Origin of the sequence: Flavobacterium salilacus subsp. salilacus, assembly GCF_004634195.1 — a bacterium.
GTDB classification, from domain to species: Bacteria; Bacteroidota; Bacteroidia; order Flavobacteriales; family Flavobacteriaceae; genus Flavobacterium; species Flavobacterium salilacus.
In genome coordinates, this window is sequence record NZ_SKBP01000005.1 from 46,275 (window position 1) to 65,699 (window position 19,425).

The window sequence follows — 19,425 nt, forward strand, 5'->3', positions numbered from 1 at the left end:
TTACTTGATTTTCTTTATCGGATAAGAACCAAATTCAGTAGCCAGTTTATATACTCGATACGGGTTGTAAGAAAATTTGTTAGACAGCGCTATAATGGTAACCGTATCCTTTTTCAATGTTACGTAGGATGAGGTACTGCCATGCCACCAACCGTTATGGTACGCCATTTTTTCGCCTGTTTTCCATTCATTAAGCCGAATACCCAATCCGTAATTTTTAACACCTTTGGTTTCGTTACTATATCCTTTATAAATCAGCTCTTTTATTTCAGAACTTAAAAAGTTATCAGAGTAGGTAGCAATATCAAATTTCAGCAAATCGCGAGGGGTAGAGTAGATGTTTTTATCACCATATACATTATCCAGAAATTCAAAGTCACACAACACATTGTTTCCTTTATAGGACAGGCTGGCACTATCTTTATGCTTATCGTAATCAAACACATAGGTATCGTTCATACCCAGCGGATCAAAAACCAACTCTTTCATGGCATCCCTATAGTTCATGTTCGTCAACTTCTCTATAACAAGAGCCAACATAGCGTAATTGGTATTACAATAACTAAATTTCCTGTCAGGGGTAAAGTACAATTTTAGTTTGTGCTTAACCATCACGTCTAAAACATCCTGATTGGTAACTACACCACGATTCCATATTTTAGTATCAGAACAAAAATATTCATACTTAGGCAATCCGCTTCGGTGCGTAAGCAGCATTTTTACAGTTAATTTTTCGTATGGAAATTCAGGAAGTATGGTATTTATTTTCTGGTCGAGTTCCAGTTTTCCGGCATCAATAAGTTTGAGTATTACGGTAGCAGTAAGCACTTTACTTACCGATGCTATATGCAATGCAGTATGTGAGCTTATCTCCTCTTTAGTCGTTCGATTAGCAAGTCCACCGTAGTTTTCGTATAAAACTTCTCCGTTTTTTGCAACCAAAAACCCTCCGCTCAGGTCATCCTTTTTCCATATCTTTTTATAAAAATTGTCAATTTCATTGGCTTTCAAATCTTTATAAATGGGGCTTAACTTATTCAGTTTCGGAAAAAACGGATTTACTTTTAGTAAGCTGTCTTCAACTTTTGTTGTCGGTATATGCTCGGCAAGAAGTGGTGTTTCCTCTTTACAAGATAGCAGTAGCGTTAGTATAAATATGTAGGGGGATATCTTTAAAAACTTCATTATAATATAGCACGTGAAAACGCAAATATAACTAACACAATCTTTTTACAATGATTTTTTTTTGGTTTTTTACATTTATAAACACTGATTATTGTGTTACAGTAAAGTAATGTTTTGAATAAAAGAAGGTTATCAATGCCTTGTTTTCATTGTATTTATTTTTATTGGGGTATGCAAAAAATGGCTTATTTTTACGGTAAATAAATAATACGTATGAGCAATATTGACTGGAAAACCGTAAAAGAATTTGAAGATATAACCTATAAAAAATGTGATGGCGTAGCCCGTATCGCCTTTAACCGCCCTGATGTACGCAACGCTTTTCGCCCTAAAACGACCGGCGAACTTTTTGAGGCATTTCTTGATGCGAGAGAAGATACCTCGATAGGCGTGGTACTACTGTCTGCCGAAGGGCCATCGTCTAAAGACGGTATTTATTCATTTTGTAGCGGTGGCGACCAAAAAGCACGCGGGCAGCAGGGTTATGTGGGCGATGACGGTATGCACAGGCTCAATATACTGGAAGTACAACGCCTCATTCGTTTTATGCCGAAGGTAGTTATTGCCGTAGTGCCGGGTTGGGCAGTAGGTGGCGGGCATAGCCTGCACGTAGTGTGCGACCTTACCCTTGCCAGTAAAGAGCACGCCATATTTAAACAAACCGATGCTGATGTAACCAGTTTTGACGGTGGTTACGGTTCGGCTTATCTTGCCAAGATGGTAGGGCAGAAGCGTGCTCGTGAAATATTCTTTTTAGGCAGAAATTATTCAGCACAGGATGCTTATGAAATGGGCATGGTAAATGCTGTTATTCCTCATGCCGAGCTTGAAGATACTGCTTATGAATGGGCGCAGGAAATATTAGCAAAATCGCCTACCTCTATAAAAATGCTCAAGTTTGCTTTTAACCTTACGGACGATGGTATGGTAGGGCAACAGGTATTTGCAGGAGAGGCTACCCGATTGACTTATATGACTGATGAGGCAAAAGAAGGACGTGATGCTTTTCTTGAAAAGAGGAAGCCTAACTTTAAAGATATCAAATGGATACCGTAAAAGACGAATCTAATAATTCAGAGCGCAATAATTATATTAACAACCCTATTGATACCCTTGCTCTACCTCAGTTTGAGGAGGTACAGCTTTCGCCATTACAACCGGCATACTATAAAATAGTACTCTTTAATATAGGTATTGTCTATTTATTATTGGCTATAGGTGCAGGTTGTGGTATTTACTTTATAAGCGAGATACAATCGTATTGGTATGTGCCTGTTGCCTTTATTGTATTTACATTGTGTATTTCGCTTTTTATATCGAGAATAAGTTTTAAAAATAAAGGCTTTGCTTTTCGCACACACGATGTAATGTACCGCAGTGGTGCTATTGCCATTACCACTATTATTATACCCTATAACAGAGTGCAACACGTAGCACTGCATGAGGGCTTTCTTTCGCGAAAACTGGGGCTTGCCACCATAGAGATATTTACAGCAGGAGGCGACAGCAGCGATGTTAAAATTCCGGGATTGGAAAAAGAACACGCCGAGAAAATAAAAAAATTGCTTGTAGGTAAAGTATTAAATCAAGACAAGGAAACCAATGAAGATTGATTTTAGCCAACCGCAACGGCAATCGCTTGTAGGTGTCGTGGTAATGTTTACCGACACGCTTCAGGGTACGGTGCGTTCCCTTTGGCCTATATTGTTAGTTTGGGTTTTTCGTATTGACGAAGTCAATAAACTCTATTTGGGTTTAGGCACCGCAGGCGTTATACTGCTCTTGGGGGTTATTGCTTATCTTAAATACTATAATTTTACCTTTTTTCTGGATGAGGAAAATGAAGAGTTTGTTATCCGTAAGGGCATATTAAATAAAAGCCGTATTGCTATCCCTCTGGATAAAATACAACAGGTAAATATTAACCAGTCGGTTATTCAAAAACTGATAGGCGTTCATGCCCTGGAAGTAGATACCGCAGGGAGCAGTAAAAAAGAGGTTACTATAAAAGCCATTACACACGACCTTGCCACAGCACTTAAAGAGCGATTACTGGAATCGGGAAAAAATACTGAGACAAATAGTTTTAATGAAGAAGGTACTACTACAAAAAAAGAATATCCTTTTATACAAATAAGTTTACTAAGCTTACTGAAAACAGGGATAACCTCTAACTATGCAAGGAGTTTTGCCCTGCTGTTTGCTTTTGTAATAACAGTATATCAAAATATAGAAGATTATATTGATGCCACAGGTTATGAGAGTGACCCTCTTCAAGAATATATAAATCCTACCGTACTGCTTCAATTCGTTGGTTTTATTATTCTTGCTATTATAGTGCTTACACTTTTGGTTAATCTTTTGCGTACGATACTCAAGTATTTTAATTACAGGATAACACAGCAGCAAAATTCGTTATTGCTTTCGTACGGATTACTGACTACCCGTAATACGATAATTCGCCCCGAAAGAGTACAAATGGTTACTGTGGGTAGGAATTACTTCCAAAAAAAAATGGATATTCAGGATATAAAAATCCGACAGGCATCTAATTTAGATACAAACAATAAAGAACATCGAAAACAGGCAATAGAAATTCCAGGCTGTAATGAAAAGGAAAAAGATGTATTGATTAAATTTCTGTTAGAAAAAATGCCCGAACGTGGCGTAATGCTTAAACCCAGTATAAGAAAAGTAATTGTACAGGTTGTTAAATTTTTGATAGTGCCTTTCGTTATTTTCTTTTTGTTTGCATCTGTCAGATTTACTGAGTTGTATGATTATGCGGTGTTCCTGCCCCTATATTTTGTGTTTGTCGCTACAATGATTTACTTTGCTTACAGAAACAGCCGTCTTTTTGTAAACAGCGAATTTATCATAAAGCAAAGCGGAGCTTGGGATATTGATAACGATTTTCTTGCCCCGCACAAAATACAGGCAGTAAGCCTGAAACAGTATTTTTGGCACAAAAAAGCCGATATCGGGAAAGTAACACTATATACTGCGGGCGGTACGCTTACTTTTGGACTTGCCGATTACACACGACTTAAACAATTAGTAAACTATTGGTTATATCAGGTAGAAACTACCGATAAAAACTGGATGTAGTGATATATTAAAATAACAGTATGGCAAATATAAAAGCATGGTTAAGTGCTGCACGATTACGAACATTGCCGTTATCGGTTTCCGGTATTTTGATAGGTAGTTTTTATGCCTTTTCGCAAGGCATGGTAAACTGGTGGATACTATCATTTGCTTTACTAACAACATTAGGATTACAGGTACTTTCTAACTTTGCTAATGATTATGGCGATGGGATAAAAGGCACTGATGACGAAAACAGGATAGGTCCGCAACGCGCTATACAAAGCGGAGCAATAACCGTTTCGGCAATGAAACAGGGTATTATACTAACGTCATTACTCACTTTGGCGAGTGCTGTTATATTAATTTATCTTGCTTTTGGTAAAGATGATTTTGGGTATTCGTTACTCTTTTTCTTTTTAGGTTTGGCTGCCATAGCAGCAGCAATAAAATATACGGTAGGCAATTCAGCCTACGGATACAGAGGGTTAGGGGATTTATTTGTGTTCATTTTCTTTGGACTGGTGAGTGTGTTGGGGTGCTACTTTTTGTTTGCTAAAGCAATAGATACCCTAATTATATTACCTGCTATAAGTATAGGATTGCTTAGTGTGGCAGTATTGAACCTGAATAATATGCGCGACCAAATATCCGATGCTATGTCGGGCAAAAACACGTTGGTAGTAAAACTGGGAGCTGAAAAGGCAAAATTATACCATTATTGTATCATTAGTATGGCGTTGTTTTTAACGCTCTTATTTGCTATCTTGTATGGCTTTAAGCCATTGCAATACTTGTTTTTAATAGCTTATGTACCATTTTTGATACATATTAAAACAGTAGCTAAAAATAAAGAACCAAAAGCATTAGACCCTGAACTGAAAAAAGTGGCATTGGGTACGTTTTTACTCTCGGTACTGCTATGTGTGGTGCTTCAGTTTTAGAAATAACAAAAACCAAAAAATATCTAGATTATGAAAATTACATTTTACGGACACGCCAGCCTCGGAATAACAGTGGGCGGAAAGAAAATTATAGTAGATCCTTATATTACGGCTAATGAGTTAGCTAAACATATTGATATTAACGAGCTTGAAGCTGATTATATTTTAGTAACTCATGCGCATGGCGACCATATACTGGATGTAGAGGCAATAGCTAAAAATACAGGTGCTGTTATAGTATCTAATGCTGAAATAGCAGGATATTATGAAAATAAAGGCTTTAAGGTACACCCGATGAATCATGGCGGTAGCTGGCAATTTGACTTTGGCAAAGTAAAATATGTAAATGCGATACACTCCAGTTCTTTTCCTGACGGTACTTATGGTGGTAATCAGGGAGGTTTTGTAATAGAAGGAGAGCATAAAAATATTTATATCGCCGGCGATACGGCACTTACCTATGATATGAAACTGATACCATTACGCACCAAACTCGACCTTGCTATACTGCCTATAGGTAGTAATTTTACTATGGATGTGGATGATGCCATTATAGCTTCAGACTTTTTGGAATGCGATAAAATATTGGGCTACCATTATGATACTTTCGGTTATATCAAAATAAACCATGAAGAAGCCAAAAGGAAGTTTTATGATAAGGATAAAGATTTAATGCTTTTAGAAATAGGAGAATCTATAGAACTCTAACAATTAGAAATTATCAATTACAAATTACGATTTGTAAATGAAGACAGATAACGTTATTCAACAAAAAAGTTATGTGTTTGCTATTCGTATTGTAAAATTATATAAATACTTAGTTGAAGACCATAAAGAATTCGTCTTATCAAAACAGCTTTTAAGAAGCGGTACTTCTATAGGAGCAAATGTAGAAGAGGCTATTGGTGGGCAAAGCAGGAAAGATTTTGCTTCGAAATTGGCAATAGCATATAAAGAGGGAAGAGAAACACATTATTGGTTGCGACTGTTGCATACAGGTTATTTAAACGAGAGTCAATTCAATAGTCTTATTGCTAATGCCGAAGAACTACTTAAAATAATGGGCAGTATCCAAAAGACAATTCATAATTCGTAATTTCTAATTTCTAATTCATAATTCTATGAAGGCTGATTATAAAAAATACATACTCAATTTTAAACGCCCCAGCGGAACATCGCGGGGCGTTTTAACTGAAAAAGAAACCTGGTTCATTATTCTCCAAGAAAATGGTAAACGCGGGATAGGGGAGTGTGGTATTTTACGAACCCTTAGTGTTGATGACCGACCTGATTATGAAGAGAAACTAAAATGGGTTTGCGATAACATCCATTTGGGAGAAGAAAAATTATGGCAGGAATTAATAGAATTTCCCTCAATACAGTTTGGAGTTGAGATGGCTTTTCGTTCGTTGGAGGGCGAGTCACCCTACCTTTTATTTCCATCAGCATTTACAAAAGGAGACAAAAATATTCCGATAAATGGTTTGGTGTGGATGGGCGATGAGCAGTTTATGAAGCAACAAATAGAGGAGAAGTTACAACAGGGTTTTAACTGTATAAAATTGAAAATTGGTGCCATTGATTTTCAAAAAGAACTCGACTTATTAGCTTATATCAGAGCTTATATCAGAGCTGATACCATCGAAATTCGTGTTGATGCGAATGGTGCATTCAGTACAAATAAAGCTTTATATAATATTATACAATTATCTGAATTTAAAATACATAGCATTGAACAGCCTATTAAAAAAAAACAACATGACAGTATGGCAGAGCTATGTTTAAACACTCCAATACCCATTGCTTTGGATGAAGAGTTGATAGGGGTATTTGGTAGTGAAAAAAAGAAAGCATTATTGCAAAAAATAAAGCCGCAATACATCATTTTAAAGCCCAGTTTAGTGGGCGGTTTTCGAGGTACACAAGAGTGGATAACCATAGCCGAAGCATTAGGAATTGGCTGGTGGGTAACCTCGGCATTAGAAAGCAACGTGGGGTTAAATGCTATCGCTCAATGGACATTTTTACAAAACAATCCAATGCCTCAAGGTTTAGGTACCGGAGGCTTATATACTAATAATTTTGAAGCACCTCTTGAAGTTGTCAACGGTACATTGCATTATAATTCGGGGTTGGCCTGGCAAGTAAATTTATAAATGTTAAACTAATATTCTTTAACATAACTATATTGTTTCTTATAACATATTGTCGTAAATTTAGTAAAGCTAAAATCACAACTATTTGTAGGTTATAATCATTACTATTTTTAATAAACAGTAAGTAGGAATGGTTATTTAAATTTGTTGATTATTTAATAATCTGTTATAGAATAATTAGCATAATAAACCATTTTTTGTTTGTAGATTTAGCCTAACATAAACAACAATTAAATAATATTGCCATGGAACGTTTAACGCACTATGAAACAGGTATTAATGCAAGAGATGCAGTATCTTTTGAGAAAGCTGCGACTGAATTAGAAAAGGAAACCAAGAAGGAAGAAGTGCTTTCCTGCAATCAACTGATTAAAAACCTTTTAAAAACAAATTTAAGACTACTTAAACTGAATGATATAAGCAGTGTACTATTGTTTTAGTAAAAATGATTATTTGCTTTCACAGTAAATAAAAGCCAGAAAGGTTACAAAACATTTAATGCCTTGTAACCTTTTTTATTTTTTTAAAAGATATTTACTTCCCTAATACCTACCGCTTAACAAAGCACCGCCCATAGGAACTTTGGTATCAAGCCCTAATTTTTTAAGCATTTCATAGGTAGTGCATACAGCAGCAGAGGTTACGGGGATGCCGATTTCTTTCTCAATAGCATCAATAGCTTCAAGCGAAGGCATTTGCACACAAGCCGAAACCACCAGTACATCCACACCTTCAAGATTCAATCTTTTATATATTTCTAAAAGATTCATAGGGTTTTGTGCAGCAACCTCTAAGTTATCAGGTATTTCAAGCGCAATAGAATCTACTACTTCAAATCCCTGATGTTCTATATAATCTACCACCATTTTAGTAAGCGGTTTCATGTAAGGTGTAATTACAGCTACCTTTTTTGCACCCAACACTTTCAGTCCGTTAATCAAAGCTCCGGCACTGGTTACAATAGGGGCAGGCGCATCATTTTTTACTGTTTCTTCATACAGATTGGTTTCAGACACGCAATGATAACCATGCCCCATACTCATAATTGCTACAAGGCAGGCGTAGCCCATAACATCTACACGGGCATCGCTCAATTCCTGCGCACATTTTAGGCTTTGGGCGTCCATAGCTTCCAGTTCTTCCTTAGTAACTTTTTTCATGCGCATACGGCTCGAATGGAATGTAAAACGCTCCGGTGCAATCGTTTCGCGTGAGCGAAACAAAGCAGGAATTTCGGTTTCCATTGTTATATTAGAACTGGGTACTATCTGACCGATACGGTATTTTTTAATTGACATTATAATGCTTATTTGATAATTTGTTTTTTGTAAATTTTGTTACTGATACTGCGACTGACAACTATAAACTCTCAGAATCTACTATAGTGTTTGTTATTGTACCAATGCCTTCTACAGTAGCTTCTACCACATCGCCCGGCCACATGAATGACTGAGGCGTCATACCCGCACCTACACCGGCAGGAGTGCCTGTAGCTATAATATCACCCGATTCTATAGTAAACACTGTACTGATATCGTTAATCAAGTCGTTGATATTGAATAACATAAATTTAGTATTCGAGTTTTGTCGTTCTTCACCATTTAATTTTAATGAAAGATTTAAATTATGAGGATCGGCTATTTCATCAGCCGTAACAAGCACAGGTCCCATAGGGGCAAACGTATCCTGCCCTTTAGATACAATCCATTGCCCTGAACGGCGGCAATCTCTGGCACTAATGTCATTAATAACTGTATAGCCATACACATACTCCATAGCCTGTTCTTTAGGTACATTTTTACCTCTTTTACCAATAATTACGGCAAGCTCTACCTCATAATCCAGTTGTTGGGTTATTTTTTGGTTGTGTATAATATTTTCATTGGTGCCTGTAACAGCCGTAGGCGGTTTTGAGAAAATAACAGGTTGTTGCGGTAAATCTTTAGAAGTATCTAACGTACGTGCCGATTCGGCTACATGTTCTGTATAATTCAATCCTATACCTATAATATTTTTTCGGGGTTTTGGTATGGGAGCCATAAGTTTAGCATTTGCGAGCAAAACAGAACATTTTTCTAACTCCTCTTTGGTAGCTTCATTAATAAGTTGTGTAGCTTTTTCAATCCCCTCTTTACCCATATCGATAAAATCGAGCATGTTGTTAGGCAATGCGCTGTTTTTTAGTTGTCCTAATTGCTCGGCATTGATGATAGTTTCATCTTTAATAAAGCCCAGTTGATGCGTAGTATCGTTTATTTTGTAAGTAACTAATTTCATTATATGTAATTATGTTGTTTGTTTTATTTGAATTGATAATTGTAAACTAGTTTACTCGATAGTTTGATGACCATCGGGATGCGCTTTTTCCTGATACAATCCTAATGAAGTAATAACGGGTAAATCGTTAAACGAGAACAAACAAGCATCCTCTGTTTTCGATAAGTTTACATGCTCATGATATACCCATGATGGCACACAGAAAATATCACGTTCTTTCCAGTCATAACGCTTACCACCAATAACAGAGTAACCTTTACCTTTGGCACACTGATATACAAATGAACCTGTATGTTTGTGCGCCTTGGTATGTTCGCCTGCGCGTAGTAACTGCATAGATGCCCCCATAGTTTGCATCACATGACCTCCTGTAACGGGGTTAGTATAATGCATTAAGACACCATCATAAGGAGAACCTTCATGTACTTGGGCAGCTTCCAATAGTGCAGGATATACTTTTTTCCAAGAATATTTAAACAGGGGAGAGTAGGGCTTATCCCATACGTGGTCGGCAGGTACAAGACCTACACCGCCATACGCTAACGGAGAAAAGTTAACAGGAGCAGTAAGTTCCTGTTTCCCATCCAACACCGCATAATCATTAGCTTCAAGCGCATTTACAAGTGGAATATCCAGCCCGTCCTGCCAGATGCAGGTTTTACCCCCTTCTTCCACACCGTGTTCGTGCCAGGTGCTATTGGGTGTAATTACAAAGTCGTTTACTTCCAGCGTTATTCTGTTACCATCCACCACAGTATAACCACCTTCGCCCTCCATAATAAAACGGAGTGCAGCAGCTTTGTGCTTATGTGCCGGAGTACTTTCTCCCGGTTTGGTAACTTGTATGCCGGTATATAACCAACCCACAGCAGCACTCACGTCTTTACGTTTATCGTTTACCAGATATACCACACGGCGACCTGCTTGTTCAGGCGTAACGAGTTCAGATGATTTAATTACAAGGTCGCGTAAATCATCATACTTCCATAACATCGGTACAGATGATGGGCGCGGTTCCCAAGGCTCAATATCGTTAGCAACCGTCCATAGTGCGCCTGCACCAAGACTTTCCAGTTCTTTATAATAGGCTTCCAGTTCCGGAGTGTTTTGCACTCTGGCACGACCTATTACAGTATCGTCATGTTTTGTTTCCATACTAATGTAGTTTTTAGTAGTTAGCAAAATTTATTTTTCATTTTCAGATGTATCACCATCCGTAAAGGTAATATTTTTCTTTGGGGCGGTATTTACACGTAAGTCGAAGATATCAAAGCGATTATAATGCCCAAGTATGTCGTGCATCTGCTTGGGCTGTATGCACTTCGATAGGTCGATATCAGCATATACAATACCTTCATCATCAATAAGCGGTTCGCCAATAACAGCTCCGTTAGGACCTATAAAACCTGTAAAGGCACTGTCTTTTCGGGTAAGAAGTTCCTCTGCATTCGGTACATCTTCTTTCATGATATCAATAATCTCTTTTGAGATGGTAGAGCACGACACTATTGTGAATAGTTTACCTTCAAAAGAGTGTGCAGCAGCACGTATTTTTATCGCTTCCGCCATGTTATAATCAGGCGGGGCAACAGGTAACGAAATATAGTTTGCTACGTGTATCAGTTCGCCTTGTGTAAGCAATGTATAACGTGCCAGTGTGTTAGTATTTTCGCCACAGGCCAACGTACCAATCGGGCCAATCTCGGTGTCATATACTTTAAGTGAAGAGCCGTCGCCACCCGTCCATGTTAGTTTTTCTGCCCAAGTAGGAACTAACTTTCGGTGTTTACCTACTATTTCTCCCTTATTATTAATAATAAGGTTGGTGTTGTATATTTCTCCAAAACTTTGTCCGCGTTCGTTTACACCAATTACCACATGGCAGTTATGTTCTTTAGCAGCTTCGCAAAGTCTGTCTGTTTCAGCACCCGGTACCGTTATGGAATTAAGATATAATTTTTCATACCATTTGCTGCCCTGTACCGGTGTCATTATCCAGTTCCAGTAGGGGTAGCCCGCTACAAAAACTTCGGGGAATGCTACAAGCGATGCTCCGTTTCCTGCTGCTTCGGCTATTATAGCACACGATTTTTCTACAGTGGCATCCACATTAAGGAAAACAGGTGATGCCTGCACGGCTGCTGCTTTGAATTTTGGTAAATCTAACATTGTTTATTCAATTATAAATTTTGAATTAAGAATTTCAAATTCTTTTAATTTTTTTTGCAAACTGTTACTGCGACTGAAAACTATTTTATAAGATATTTTTCCAGTTTTACCCGCATAGCATCGGGGAAAGCGCTTGCTTTTATCCCTTTTCTGTCCTCAGAGAATTCAACCCGTACCAGCGTTACTTCGCCTTCAAGGCATACAGAGCCATCTTCGTGCTCAAATTTAAACCCACAGTTTATAGATGCTCCACCAAGGTTTTTAATCCATAGGTATTTAGTAAGTTCGTCGCCCAATCGTGCCGCTTTTTTAAACTGTACTTTCAGGTCAACGGTTGGTATTCCACCCGTTTCGTGCAGGTTTTTAAAAGGCAGGTTTAAAGCCTCTTCATAAAAATCCTCTACAAGGCAGTTCAGCATTTCCAGAAATCGGGGGTAAAAAACAATTCCCGCATAATCTACGTGCTGAAAGCGTACTTTTTCTTTTTTAATAAATGCATTTTCCATTACGCTTGTGCTGTATTTTTAAGTTTAAATCGTTGTATTTTTCCTGTTTCGGTTTTAGGCAGTACGTCCAGATAATGTATTTTACGCGGATATTTATAGGGTGCTGCCACTTCTTTAAACCAGTCCTGTATTGCTTTGGTCATAGCGTCGCCTGCGTTCTCTTTTTCTTTAAGCACTACATAAGCGCATACCAGCATACCGCGTTCCTCGTCAGGGATGCCTACCACGGCACACTCTGCAATGTCGTTGTGCATCAGTAATACATTTTCTACCTCTATTGCCGATATATTATAGCCTGACGAGATAATCATGTCATCGCCACGCGCTACAAACCAAAAATAACCGTCTTCATCCTTTCGGAAAATATCGCCTGTAATATTCCAGCCGTTTTTTACATACTCTTTTTGTTTCTCTTCGCTTGCCAGGTATTTACAGCCCGTAATGCCACGTACGGCAAGGCGGCCCGGTTCGCCAACGGGGACTTCATTACCCCTATTATCTATAATTTTAGCTTCATAGCCACGAATAGGCACTCCTGTTGCGCCCTTTCGCATGGTTGATTCATTCGACGAAATAAAGATATGCAATATCTCGGTTGCGCCGATACCGTCTATTATTTTCAGTCCTGTGGCTTCATGCCAGTCGTCCCATATTTTTTCAGGCAAGGTTTCGCCTGCCGAAACACACTTGCGTAATGATGAAATATCATAATCCTTGACTTTGGTAGTAATTACACGCCAAGCGGTAGGGGCAGTAAAGCAAATGGTTATTTTGTAATCCTGTATTGCCTGAAGCAATAAATCAGGTGATGGTTTTTCTAACAAAAATGTGGATGCCCCAAAATAGAAAGGGAATAATACCAAACCGCCGAGCCCAAAGGTAAACCCAAGCGGTGGACTGCCCGTAAAAATATCATCGGGCGTAGGTTGCAGTGAATATTTTGGGAAAGCCTCACATATGAGTAATATATCTTTATGATAATGCGCTGTCATTTTGGGTTTTCCGGTTGTGCCGGAAGTGAATCCGATTATTGCCAGCGAATCGGATTTTGTGGGGTAATTATCGAATGTAATGGGCTTATCAGCCATTAATGCTTCCAGTTTTGATGTTCCTTCGCCTGAACCGTCAAATGTAACTACTTCTTTTAGAAATGGCGATTGTATGGCAAGCATATCGTCTGCCAGCCTGTAATCGCAAAAGGCGTGCGATATTTCGGCACTTTCTACCATTACGGTAAGCTCTTTTTCGCGTAATAGGGGCATGGTTGCTACTACAATTCCGCCTGCTTTGAGGATGCCGAACCAACACGCTACATACATAGGGTTGTTTGCCGAACGTATTAAAACCCGGTTACCTGAAACAAAACCTAAGTCGTCTTTTAACACATGGGCTATCTGGTTCGCTTTTTCATACAAGTCGTTATATGTCCATTCCATATCAAAAGTACGAATAGCCACTTTATCGCCGTTGCCTTCGGCGATATGCCTGTCAAGCAGATAGGCTGCACAATTCAGGTCTTCCGGGAACTCAAAATCCGAATGCCCTGTAAAACACTCCGCATGTAATAATGGGTGGGGCAGATGGTCGTGCGCAAAATTATCTTCGTAGTGTTTCATTACTAAAGCGTATTACTTTTTATGCGTTAGCGGTTTTAATGCTTTTTTCATATTCTCTATATTTTTGCGCTGTCCTGCAACATAAGGGTATAAGTGCGATACTGCCGACATATACGGTTTCGGTACGCCCAGACTATCCCAGTTGCCTGCGTTATGCAATTCATATGCTTGTGCATTACGCACAAAGAATGGGTCGAGTAGTAATGTTTTGCCCAGTGCGACCAAATCAGCGCGACCGTTGAGTAATATGGTATTTATTTGGTCTATATCCTGAATATATCCTGCTGTTATGGTAGGGACATGCACTTCGTTACGCACCATATCAGAGAAAGGTGTTTGCCACATCCTGCCAATAGCAGGTTTTTCATGGGCTACGGTTAACCCTGTAGATACATTAATTATATCTGCCCCCGCTTGTTTAAACGCTTCGGCAATAGCCAATACATCACTTTCGGTAATGCCATTTTCTGCCCAATCGGATGCAGAAATGCGTACCGACATCGGTTTTCCTTTCGGGAATACTTCACGCATGGCGCTAAATACTCGTATCGGGAACTTCAGTCGGTTTTCGATGCTTCCTCCAAATTCATCGGTGCGAATGTTGGTAAGCGGCGACAGGAACGAGGCAAGCAGGAAACCGTGATGTGCCTGTAGTTCTATCATATCAAAACCGGCTTCATCGGCATTTTTTGCAGCGTTAATAAACTCGGTAGTTATGGTGTCCATATCTTCCTGAGTCATTGCTTTGGGTGTACCCATTTTATCGCTGAACGGGATAGGGGATGCCGATAACAATTCCCAGGCGTTATCAATAGTTTCATTTCTGGCTTCCCAGTAAAATTGCATTGCGCCTTTGCGCCCGGAGTGCCCGATTTGAACTCCTATTTTTGAGGTGCTGTTTTGGTGAATAAAATCAACAACACGTTTCCATGCAATAACTTGTTCTTTAGACCATATACCTGCACAACCTAAAGTAATTCTACCGGTAGGAGATATGGCTGTAGCTTCGGTTAAAATTAACCCCAAACCACCTGTAGCGCGTGAGCCATAATGCATCAAATGCCAGTCGTTTACCAGTCCGTCTGTAGCCGAATATTGCTCCATAGCACTCATTACAATACGGTTATTCAATGTCATATCGCGTAGGGTAAACGGTGTAAATGCTGCTGCTGTTTTCAGGTTTTCAGTCCCTGATTTTTCGTTGAATTCTGCCAGTACTTTTTGGGTAAACGAAGCATCGCGTAAGGCTAAATTTTCAAAGGTTACTTTCTTGGCACGTGTCATTACACTAAAGGCAAACTTCATAAAATCGTGCTGCATGTGCCTGTCCATGTGTTCAAACCAGTCGAGCGAAACATTAGCAGCATGCTGTATCATTTCTACACGGTTACGGCGTAGTTTTTCATAGTTTTCAAAAACAGCGGGTATATCATTTTGGTATTGTATTACCGAATCGGCAAGGGCAATAGCGCACTCCATCGCCAGCTTAGTACCTGACCCAATAGAATAGTGTGCCGTTGCTTTGGCATCGCCCAGTAATACTATATTGTTTTTATGCCAGTTTTTATTGGTCACAGCAGGGAATTGCCTCCAGTGCGAACGGTTGGTTATTAACCCATGACCGTCCAGTTCTTCCTTAAATATTTCGGATAGTTTGGCAATGGTGTCTTCTTCATTAGTAATTTCAAAACCTGCTTTTTGCCATGTTTCGTCAGTAGTTTCAAATATCCAGGTACTCATACCCTCCTCATACTGATAGGTATGCGCTACAAATGTGCCGTGAGGCGTGCTCCTGAAAAAGTAGGTAAACGCATCCAACGGGCGGGTAGAACCCATCCATACGAAGCGGTTGCTCTTCATTTGTACCTCTGTACCAAAGTCTTCGGTAAATTGCTCGCGAACACCACTATTAATACCATCCGAAGCCACAATAATATCAGAATCAGAGAATTGCGACAAGTCGGCAACATTCGCCTCAAAATGCAGGTCAACGCCTACTTCCCGGCAACGTTGCTGTAATAATTGTAATAATGTTTTTCGTGAACAGCCACAAAAACCGTTACCCGTAATACGTACTTTTTCGCCATCGCGGGCTACATCCAGTTCGTCCCAATAGGCAAAACTGCTGCGTATCAGGTCGTAAGAATCGGGGTCGCGGGTAAGGAATTCGCTTAGTGTTTCATCAGAGAATACTACGCCAAAACCGAAGGAATCGTCGGCTTTGTTACGTTCGTAAACACTTATATCATAATCAGGCATTGCCTTTTTCAAAAGAATGGAGAAGTATAAACCTCCGGGACCTCCGCCTATTACTGTTATTTTCATTGTGTTATATTGGTCTTTTTATTGAAAAAATTTCTCCCAAGCCTGCGTAGTTCGATCCTGCTAATCGTGCCACAGGTTTATAGGTTTCCATGTTTATTTTAAAGTCGTCCAGCAGTATCGATTCATCGATATGAATCATTACAACCCTGCCTATCATTATGGTAGCACCGCCGTTTTGATGCCCCTCGAGGCTGTAATGGTGTACCAGTTCGCACTCCATACTTACAGGGCTTTCCTGTACTCTGGGTGGTTTTATAAATACTGATGGGGCAGGGGTAAGCCCTGCAAAATCGAATTCACTTTCGTTGGGTGGCAGGCTTGCCGAGGTATCGTTCATTTTCTCTACAAGGTCTTCCGTTGCCAAGTTGACTACAAATTGTTTCGTTGCAAGTACGTTATTAAGCGTGTCTTTGTTTTTGTCGCCCGTGCGCACGGTAGAGAACATAATATGTGGCGGGTCGTCGCCCACCATATTAAAGAATGAGAACGGGGCAAGGTTGGTTATCCCTTCGTCACTAATGCTCGACACCCAAGCTATAGGGCGCGGAATTATAGCTCCTGACAGGATTTTATAGATGTTTCTTTGACTTGTCTTTGCCGGGTCAATTTGCATATACTTTGTATTTCTTACAAATTAAAGAAATTTTATCAGGTATATGTAAATTATCTGCTAACTAAATTGCATTTTTTTAGTTTTTCTGCAAATGAGGGATTTTGAATAGTATGGAACGCGAATGACACGGATTTGGCAGATGTGCGCGGGTTTTATTTAGAATGCATTATAAATATTTTGTTGTGAAACCGCCTAAGTTTGAATTATTATTAATGATATATTGATTAATCATTGCTATCTGCTCATCATTACATTTTTCTAGTAACTCGAATTTCACTCTATTGGGATGCTCACCATCTTGCTTTACTTTTTCTTGGTTTATTACAAAATAAGCATCTTTATAAACTATTCCTTTTATAACACCAATAATGTAGTCACAGCCCATAGCCCTTGTTTTATTCAATACCCATGCTCTTTCAATAGATTCGATTATATCTTTATGATTATTAACCGTTTTACCGATATTTACAGCTATTATTTTCATTTAGTAATCTTTTAATTGTTAAATGTAAATTTAAATAAAAAATGTTAAATCTTCTCCTGCAATCCTTTAATCTCATCCCTCAGTTTAGCTGCCTGTAAAAAGTCGAGGTCTTTTGCGGCTTTTTCCATAGCCTTACGTTTTTCGCGTATCAGTTTTTCAATATCGCCTTTTGCCATATAGGTGGTGTCGGGTTCGGCGGCTACTTTTGGGCTGCTGTCATAATTATAGGCTACACTGTTCCTGCCCAGCGAGTTTTCTATTTTTTTGTTTAGTGCCATAGGTACCAGTCCGTGTGCAATGTTATAGTTGTGCTGTTTTTCGCGCTTGTAGTTGGTGTCGTCTATGGTACGCTGCATACTGTCGGTAATTTTATCGGCATACATTATCGCTTTACCGTTCACGTTACGTGCTGCACGCCCTACGGTTTGCGTTAAGGAGCGTGTACTACGCAAAAAGCCTTCTTTATCGGCATCCAGTATTGCTACTAATGATACTTCGGGTAAATCCAAACCTTCCCTTAATAAGTTAACCCCAATAAGCACATCAAATATTCCTTTGCGTAAATCCTGCATAATTTCTACACGCTCCAGTGTATCGACTTCGCTATGTATGTATCTACAACGTATTGACAGTTTCGTGAGGTATTTGGCAAGTTCTTCCGCCATACGCTTGGTTAGTGTGGTTACCAGTACACGTTCGTCAACCTCAACCCGTTGTTGTATTTCTTCAATAAGGTCGTCTATCTGGTTCAGGCTGGGGCGTATTTCTATAATGGGGTCAAGCAATCCCGTAGGGCGTATTATTTGCTCTACATATACACCACCGCTTTTTTGCAGTTCATAGTCGGCAGGGGTGGCACTTACATAGACCACCTGGTTTTGCATGGCTTCAAATTCTTCGAATTTCAAGGGGCGATTATCCATAGCAGCAGGCAATCGGAAACCGTATTCTACCAAGTTTTCCTTACGCGAACGGTCACCGCCATACATGGCATGTACCTGACTTACGGTTACGTGACTTTCATCAATTACCATTAAATAATCTTCAGGGAAATAATCCAGTAAACAGAACGGACGTGTACCGGGCTGCCTTCTGTCCAGATAACGCGAATAGTTTTCGATACCGGAACAGTAACCGAGTTCGCGTATCATTTCAAGGTCAAAATTGGTACGTTCTTCCAGTCGTTTTGCTTCGAGGTGTTTGCCTATTTCTTTAAAGTAATCAACTTGTTTTACCAAATCCTGCTGTATTTCCCAAATAGCTCCCTGTAATACATCGGGGCTGGTAACGAACATATTGGCAGGATAGATGTTCAATTTTTCATATTTCTCTATTACCAATGATGTTTTGGCATCAAAAGCCTCGATTTCTTCTATCTCATCACCAAAAAAGTGAATACGGAACGGGTCGTCGGCATAGCTTGGGAATATTTCTACAGTGTCACCCTTGATACGGAATGTACCGGGTAAAAAGTCGGCTTCGGTACGGGAGTATAAACTTTGCACTAAGCGGTGCAGTAGTTTGGTACGGCTTATTACTTGGTCACGCTCTATGGATACTACGTTTTTTTGGAATTCGACAGGGTTACCAATACCGTACAAACACGATACTGATGCGACTACAATTATGTCACGCCGTCCTGAAAGTAGGGAAGAGGTGGTACTAAGGCGCATTTTCTCTAACTCTTCGTTTATAGAGAGGTCTTTTTCTATATACAGTCCGCTAACGGGTATGTAGGCTTCGGGTTGGTAGTAGTCGTAGTACGATACAAAATACTCGACGGCATTATTAGGGAAAAATTGTTTGAATTCGCTATATAGCTGGGCTGCCAGTGTTTTGTTGTGCGCCAGTACCAGTGTGGGTTTTTGCACCTCTTCTATAACATTTGCCATAGTAAAGGTTTTTCCTGAACCTGTTACCCCTAATAGTGTCTGGAATTTTTCTCCTTCATTTATGCCTGCGCTCAGTTGTTTTATTGCCGTAGGCTGGTCGCCTGTTGGCTTATAGTCTGATACTACCTGAAATTTCATGCTATTTTCTTCCTTTTCTACAAAGATAGCGAT

19 protein-coding genes are annotated in these 19,425 nt (G+C 39.4%); 8 read left to right on the forward strand and 11 right to left on the reverse strand.

From position 1 onward, the window contains the following. Positions 1-1,185 carry a serine hydrolase domain-containing protein gene (locus E0W68_RS07505; RefSeq protein ID WP_135218811.1) on the reverse strand — a complete coding sequence of 395 codons (1,185 nt, stop codon included), beginning with the start codon at positions 1,183-1,185 and terminating at the stop codon, positions 1-3. Positions 1,186-1,398: 213 nt separating this feature from the next. Here E0W68_RS07505 and E0W68_RS07510 point away from each other — a divergent pair, with 213 nt between their 5' ends. The 8 genes from E0W68_RS07510 to E0W68_RS07545 all read left to right on the forward strand — a co-directional run bounded on the left by E0W68_RS07510 (position 1,399) and on the right by E0W68_RS07545 (position 7,812). Continuing rightward, entirely contained in the window at positions 1,399-2,241 is an 843-nt protein-coding gene (locus E0W68_RS07510; protein ID WP_135218812.1) for a 1,4-dihydroxy-2-naphthoyl-CoA synthase, read from the forward strand. After that, positions 2,229-2,798, forward strand: a complete 570-nt coding sequence (locus E0W68_RS07515) for a PH domain-containing protein (protein ID WP_135218813.1) — start codon at positions 2,229-2,231, stop codon at positions 2,796-2,798. The genes E0W68_RS07510 and E0W68_RS07515 overlap by 13 nt, the downstream gene beginning before the upstream one ends. Then, complete coding sequence (locus E0W68_RS07520) at positions 2,788-4,293, forward strand: PH domain-containing protein (protein ID WP_135218814.1); 1,506 nt, start codon at positions 2,788-2,790, stop codon at positions 4,291-4,293. The genes E0W68_RS07515 and E0W68_RS07520 overlap by 11 nt, the downstream gene beginning before the upstream one ends. Before the next feature lie 20 nt (positions 4,294-4,313). Next, a complete protein-coding gene (gene menA / locus E0W68_RS07525; protein WP_135218815.1) occupies positions 4,314-5,216 on the forward strand; it encodes a 1,4-dihydroxy-2-naphthoate octaprenyltransferase in 903 nt (300 codons plus the stop codon). A gap of 30 nt (positions 5,217-5,246) precedes the next feature. Further along, the gene (locus tag E0W68_RS07530; protein ID WP_135218816.1) at positions 5,247-5,924 is read left to right on the forward strand and encodes a metal-dependent hydrolase; all 678 of its coding nucleotides are present in this window, start codon (positions 5,247-5,249) and stop codon (positions 5,922-5,924) included. A 37-nt stretch (positions 5,925-5,961) separates the two neighbouring features. Continuing rightward, positions 5,962-6,312, forward strand: coding sequence for a four helix bundle protein (locus tag E0W68_RS07535; RefSeq protein ID WP_135218817.1), 351 nt, complete (start codon positions 5,962-5,964; stop codon positions 6,310-6,312). A gap of 25 nt (positions 6,313-6,337) precedes the next feature. Beyond that, complete coding sequence (locus tag E0W68_RS07540) at positions 6,338-7,372, forward strand: o-succinylbenzoate synthase (protein ID WP_135218818.1); 1,035 nt, start codon at positions 6,338-6,340, stop codon at positions 7,370-7,372. A 245-nt stretch (positions 7,373-7,617) separates the two neighbouring features. Next, on the forward strand, positions 7,618-7,812 hold the full coding sequence (locus tag E0W68_RS07545) for a hypothetical protein (RefSeq protein ID WP_135218819.1): 195 nt from the start codon (positions 7,618-7,620) through the stop codon (positions 7,810-7,812). A 102-nt stretch (positions 7,813-7,914) separates the two neighbouring features. Here E0W68_RS07545 and E0W68_RS07550 read toward each other — a convergent pair whose 3' ends face one another. From E0W68_RS07550 to uvrB, 10 genes are all read right to left on the reverse strand, one after another. Further along, positions 7,915-8,670 (reverse strand): maleate cis-trans isomerase family protein, encoded by a 756-nt coding sequence (locus tag E0W68_RS07550; protein ID WP_135218820.1) that lies wholly within the window; start codon positions 8,668-8,670, stop codon positions 7,915-7,917. A 61-nt stretch (positions 8,671-8,731) separates the two neighbouring features. Continuing rightward, positions 8,732-9,649 (reverse strand): fumarylacetoacetate hydrolase family protein, encoded by a 918-nt coding sequence (locus E0W68_RS07555; protein WP_135218821.1) that lies wholly within the window; start codon positions 9,647-9,649, stop codon positions 8,732-8,734. Between the two features lie 51 nt (positions 9,650-9,700). Next, positions 9,701-10,804, reverse strand: a complete 1,104-nt coding sequence (locus E0W68_RS07560) for a cupin domain-containing protein (protein ID WP_135218822.1) — start codon at positions 10,802-10,804, stop codon at positions 9,701-9,703. Positions 10,805-10,834: 30 nt separating this feature from the next. Next, on the reverse strand, positions 10,835-11,818 hold the full coding sequence (locus E0W68_RS07565) for a carbon-nitrogen hydrolase family protein (protein ID WP_135218823.1): 984 nt from the start codon (positions 11,816-11,818) through the stop codon (positions 10,835-10,837). A gap of 80 nt (positions 11,819-11,898) precedes the next feature. Beyond that, on the reverse strand, positions 11,899-12,324 hold the full coding sequence (locus E0W68_RS07570; RefSeq protein WP_135218824.1) for an acyl-CoA thioesterase: 426 nt from the start codon (positions 12,322-12,324) through the stop codon (positions 11,899-11,901). Next, positions 12,324-13,940: an AMP-binding protein gene (locus E0W68_RS07575; protein WP_135218825.1), complete on the reverse strand. Its 1,617-nt coding sequence runs from the start codon at positions 13,938-13,940 to the stop codon at positions 12,324-12,326. The genes E0W68_RS07570 and E0W68_RS07575 overlap by 1 nt, the downstream gene beginning before the upstream one ends. 12 nt (positions 13,941-13,952) lie before the next feature. Then, positions 13,953-16,265 carry an oxidoreductase gene (locus E0W68_RS07580; protein ID WP_135218826.1) on the reverse strand — a complete coding sequence of 771 codons (2,313 nt, stop codon included), beginning with the start codon at positions 16,263-16,265 and terminating at the stop codon, positions 13,953-13,955. 4 nt (positions 16,266-16,269) lie between these two features. Further along, positions 16,270-16,878 (reverse strand): flavin reductase family protein, encoded by a 609-nt coding sequence (locus E0W68_RS07585; protein ID WP_135218827.1) that lies wholly within the window; start codon positions 16,876-16,878, stop codon positions 16,270-16,272. A gap of 166 nt (positions 16,879-17,044) precedes the next feature. Further along, positions 17,045-17,362: a hypothetical protein gene (locus E0W68_RS07590; protein WP_135218828.1), complete on the reverse strand. Its 318-nt coding sequence runs from the start codon at positions 17,360-17,362 to the stop codon at positions 17,045-17,047. A gap of 44 nt (positions 17,363-17,406) precedes the next feature. After that, positions 17,407-19,392 (reverse strand): excinuclease ABC subunit UvrB, encoded by a 1,986-nt coding sequence (uvrB, locus tag E0W68_RS07595; RefSeq protein ID WP_135218829.1) that lies wholly within the window; start codon positions 19,390-19,392, stop codon positions 17,407-17,409. Positions 19,393-19,425: the final 33 nt, after the last annotated feature.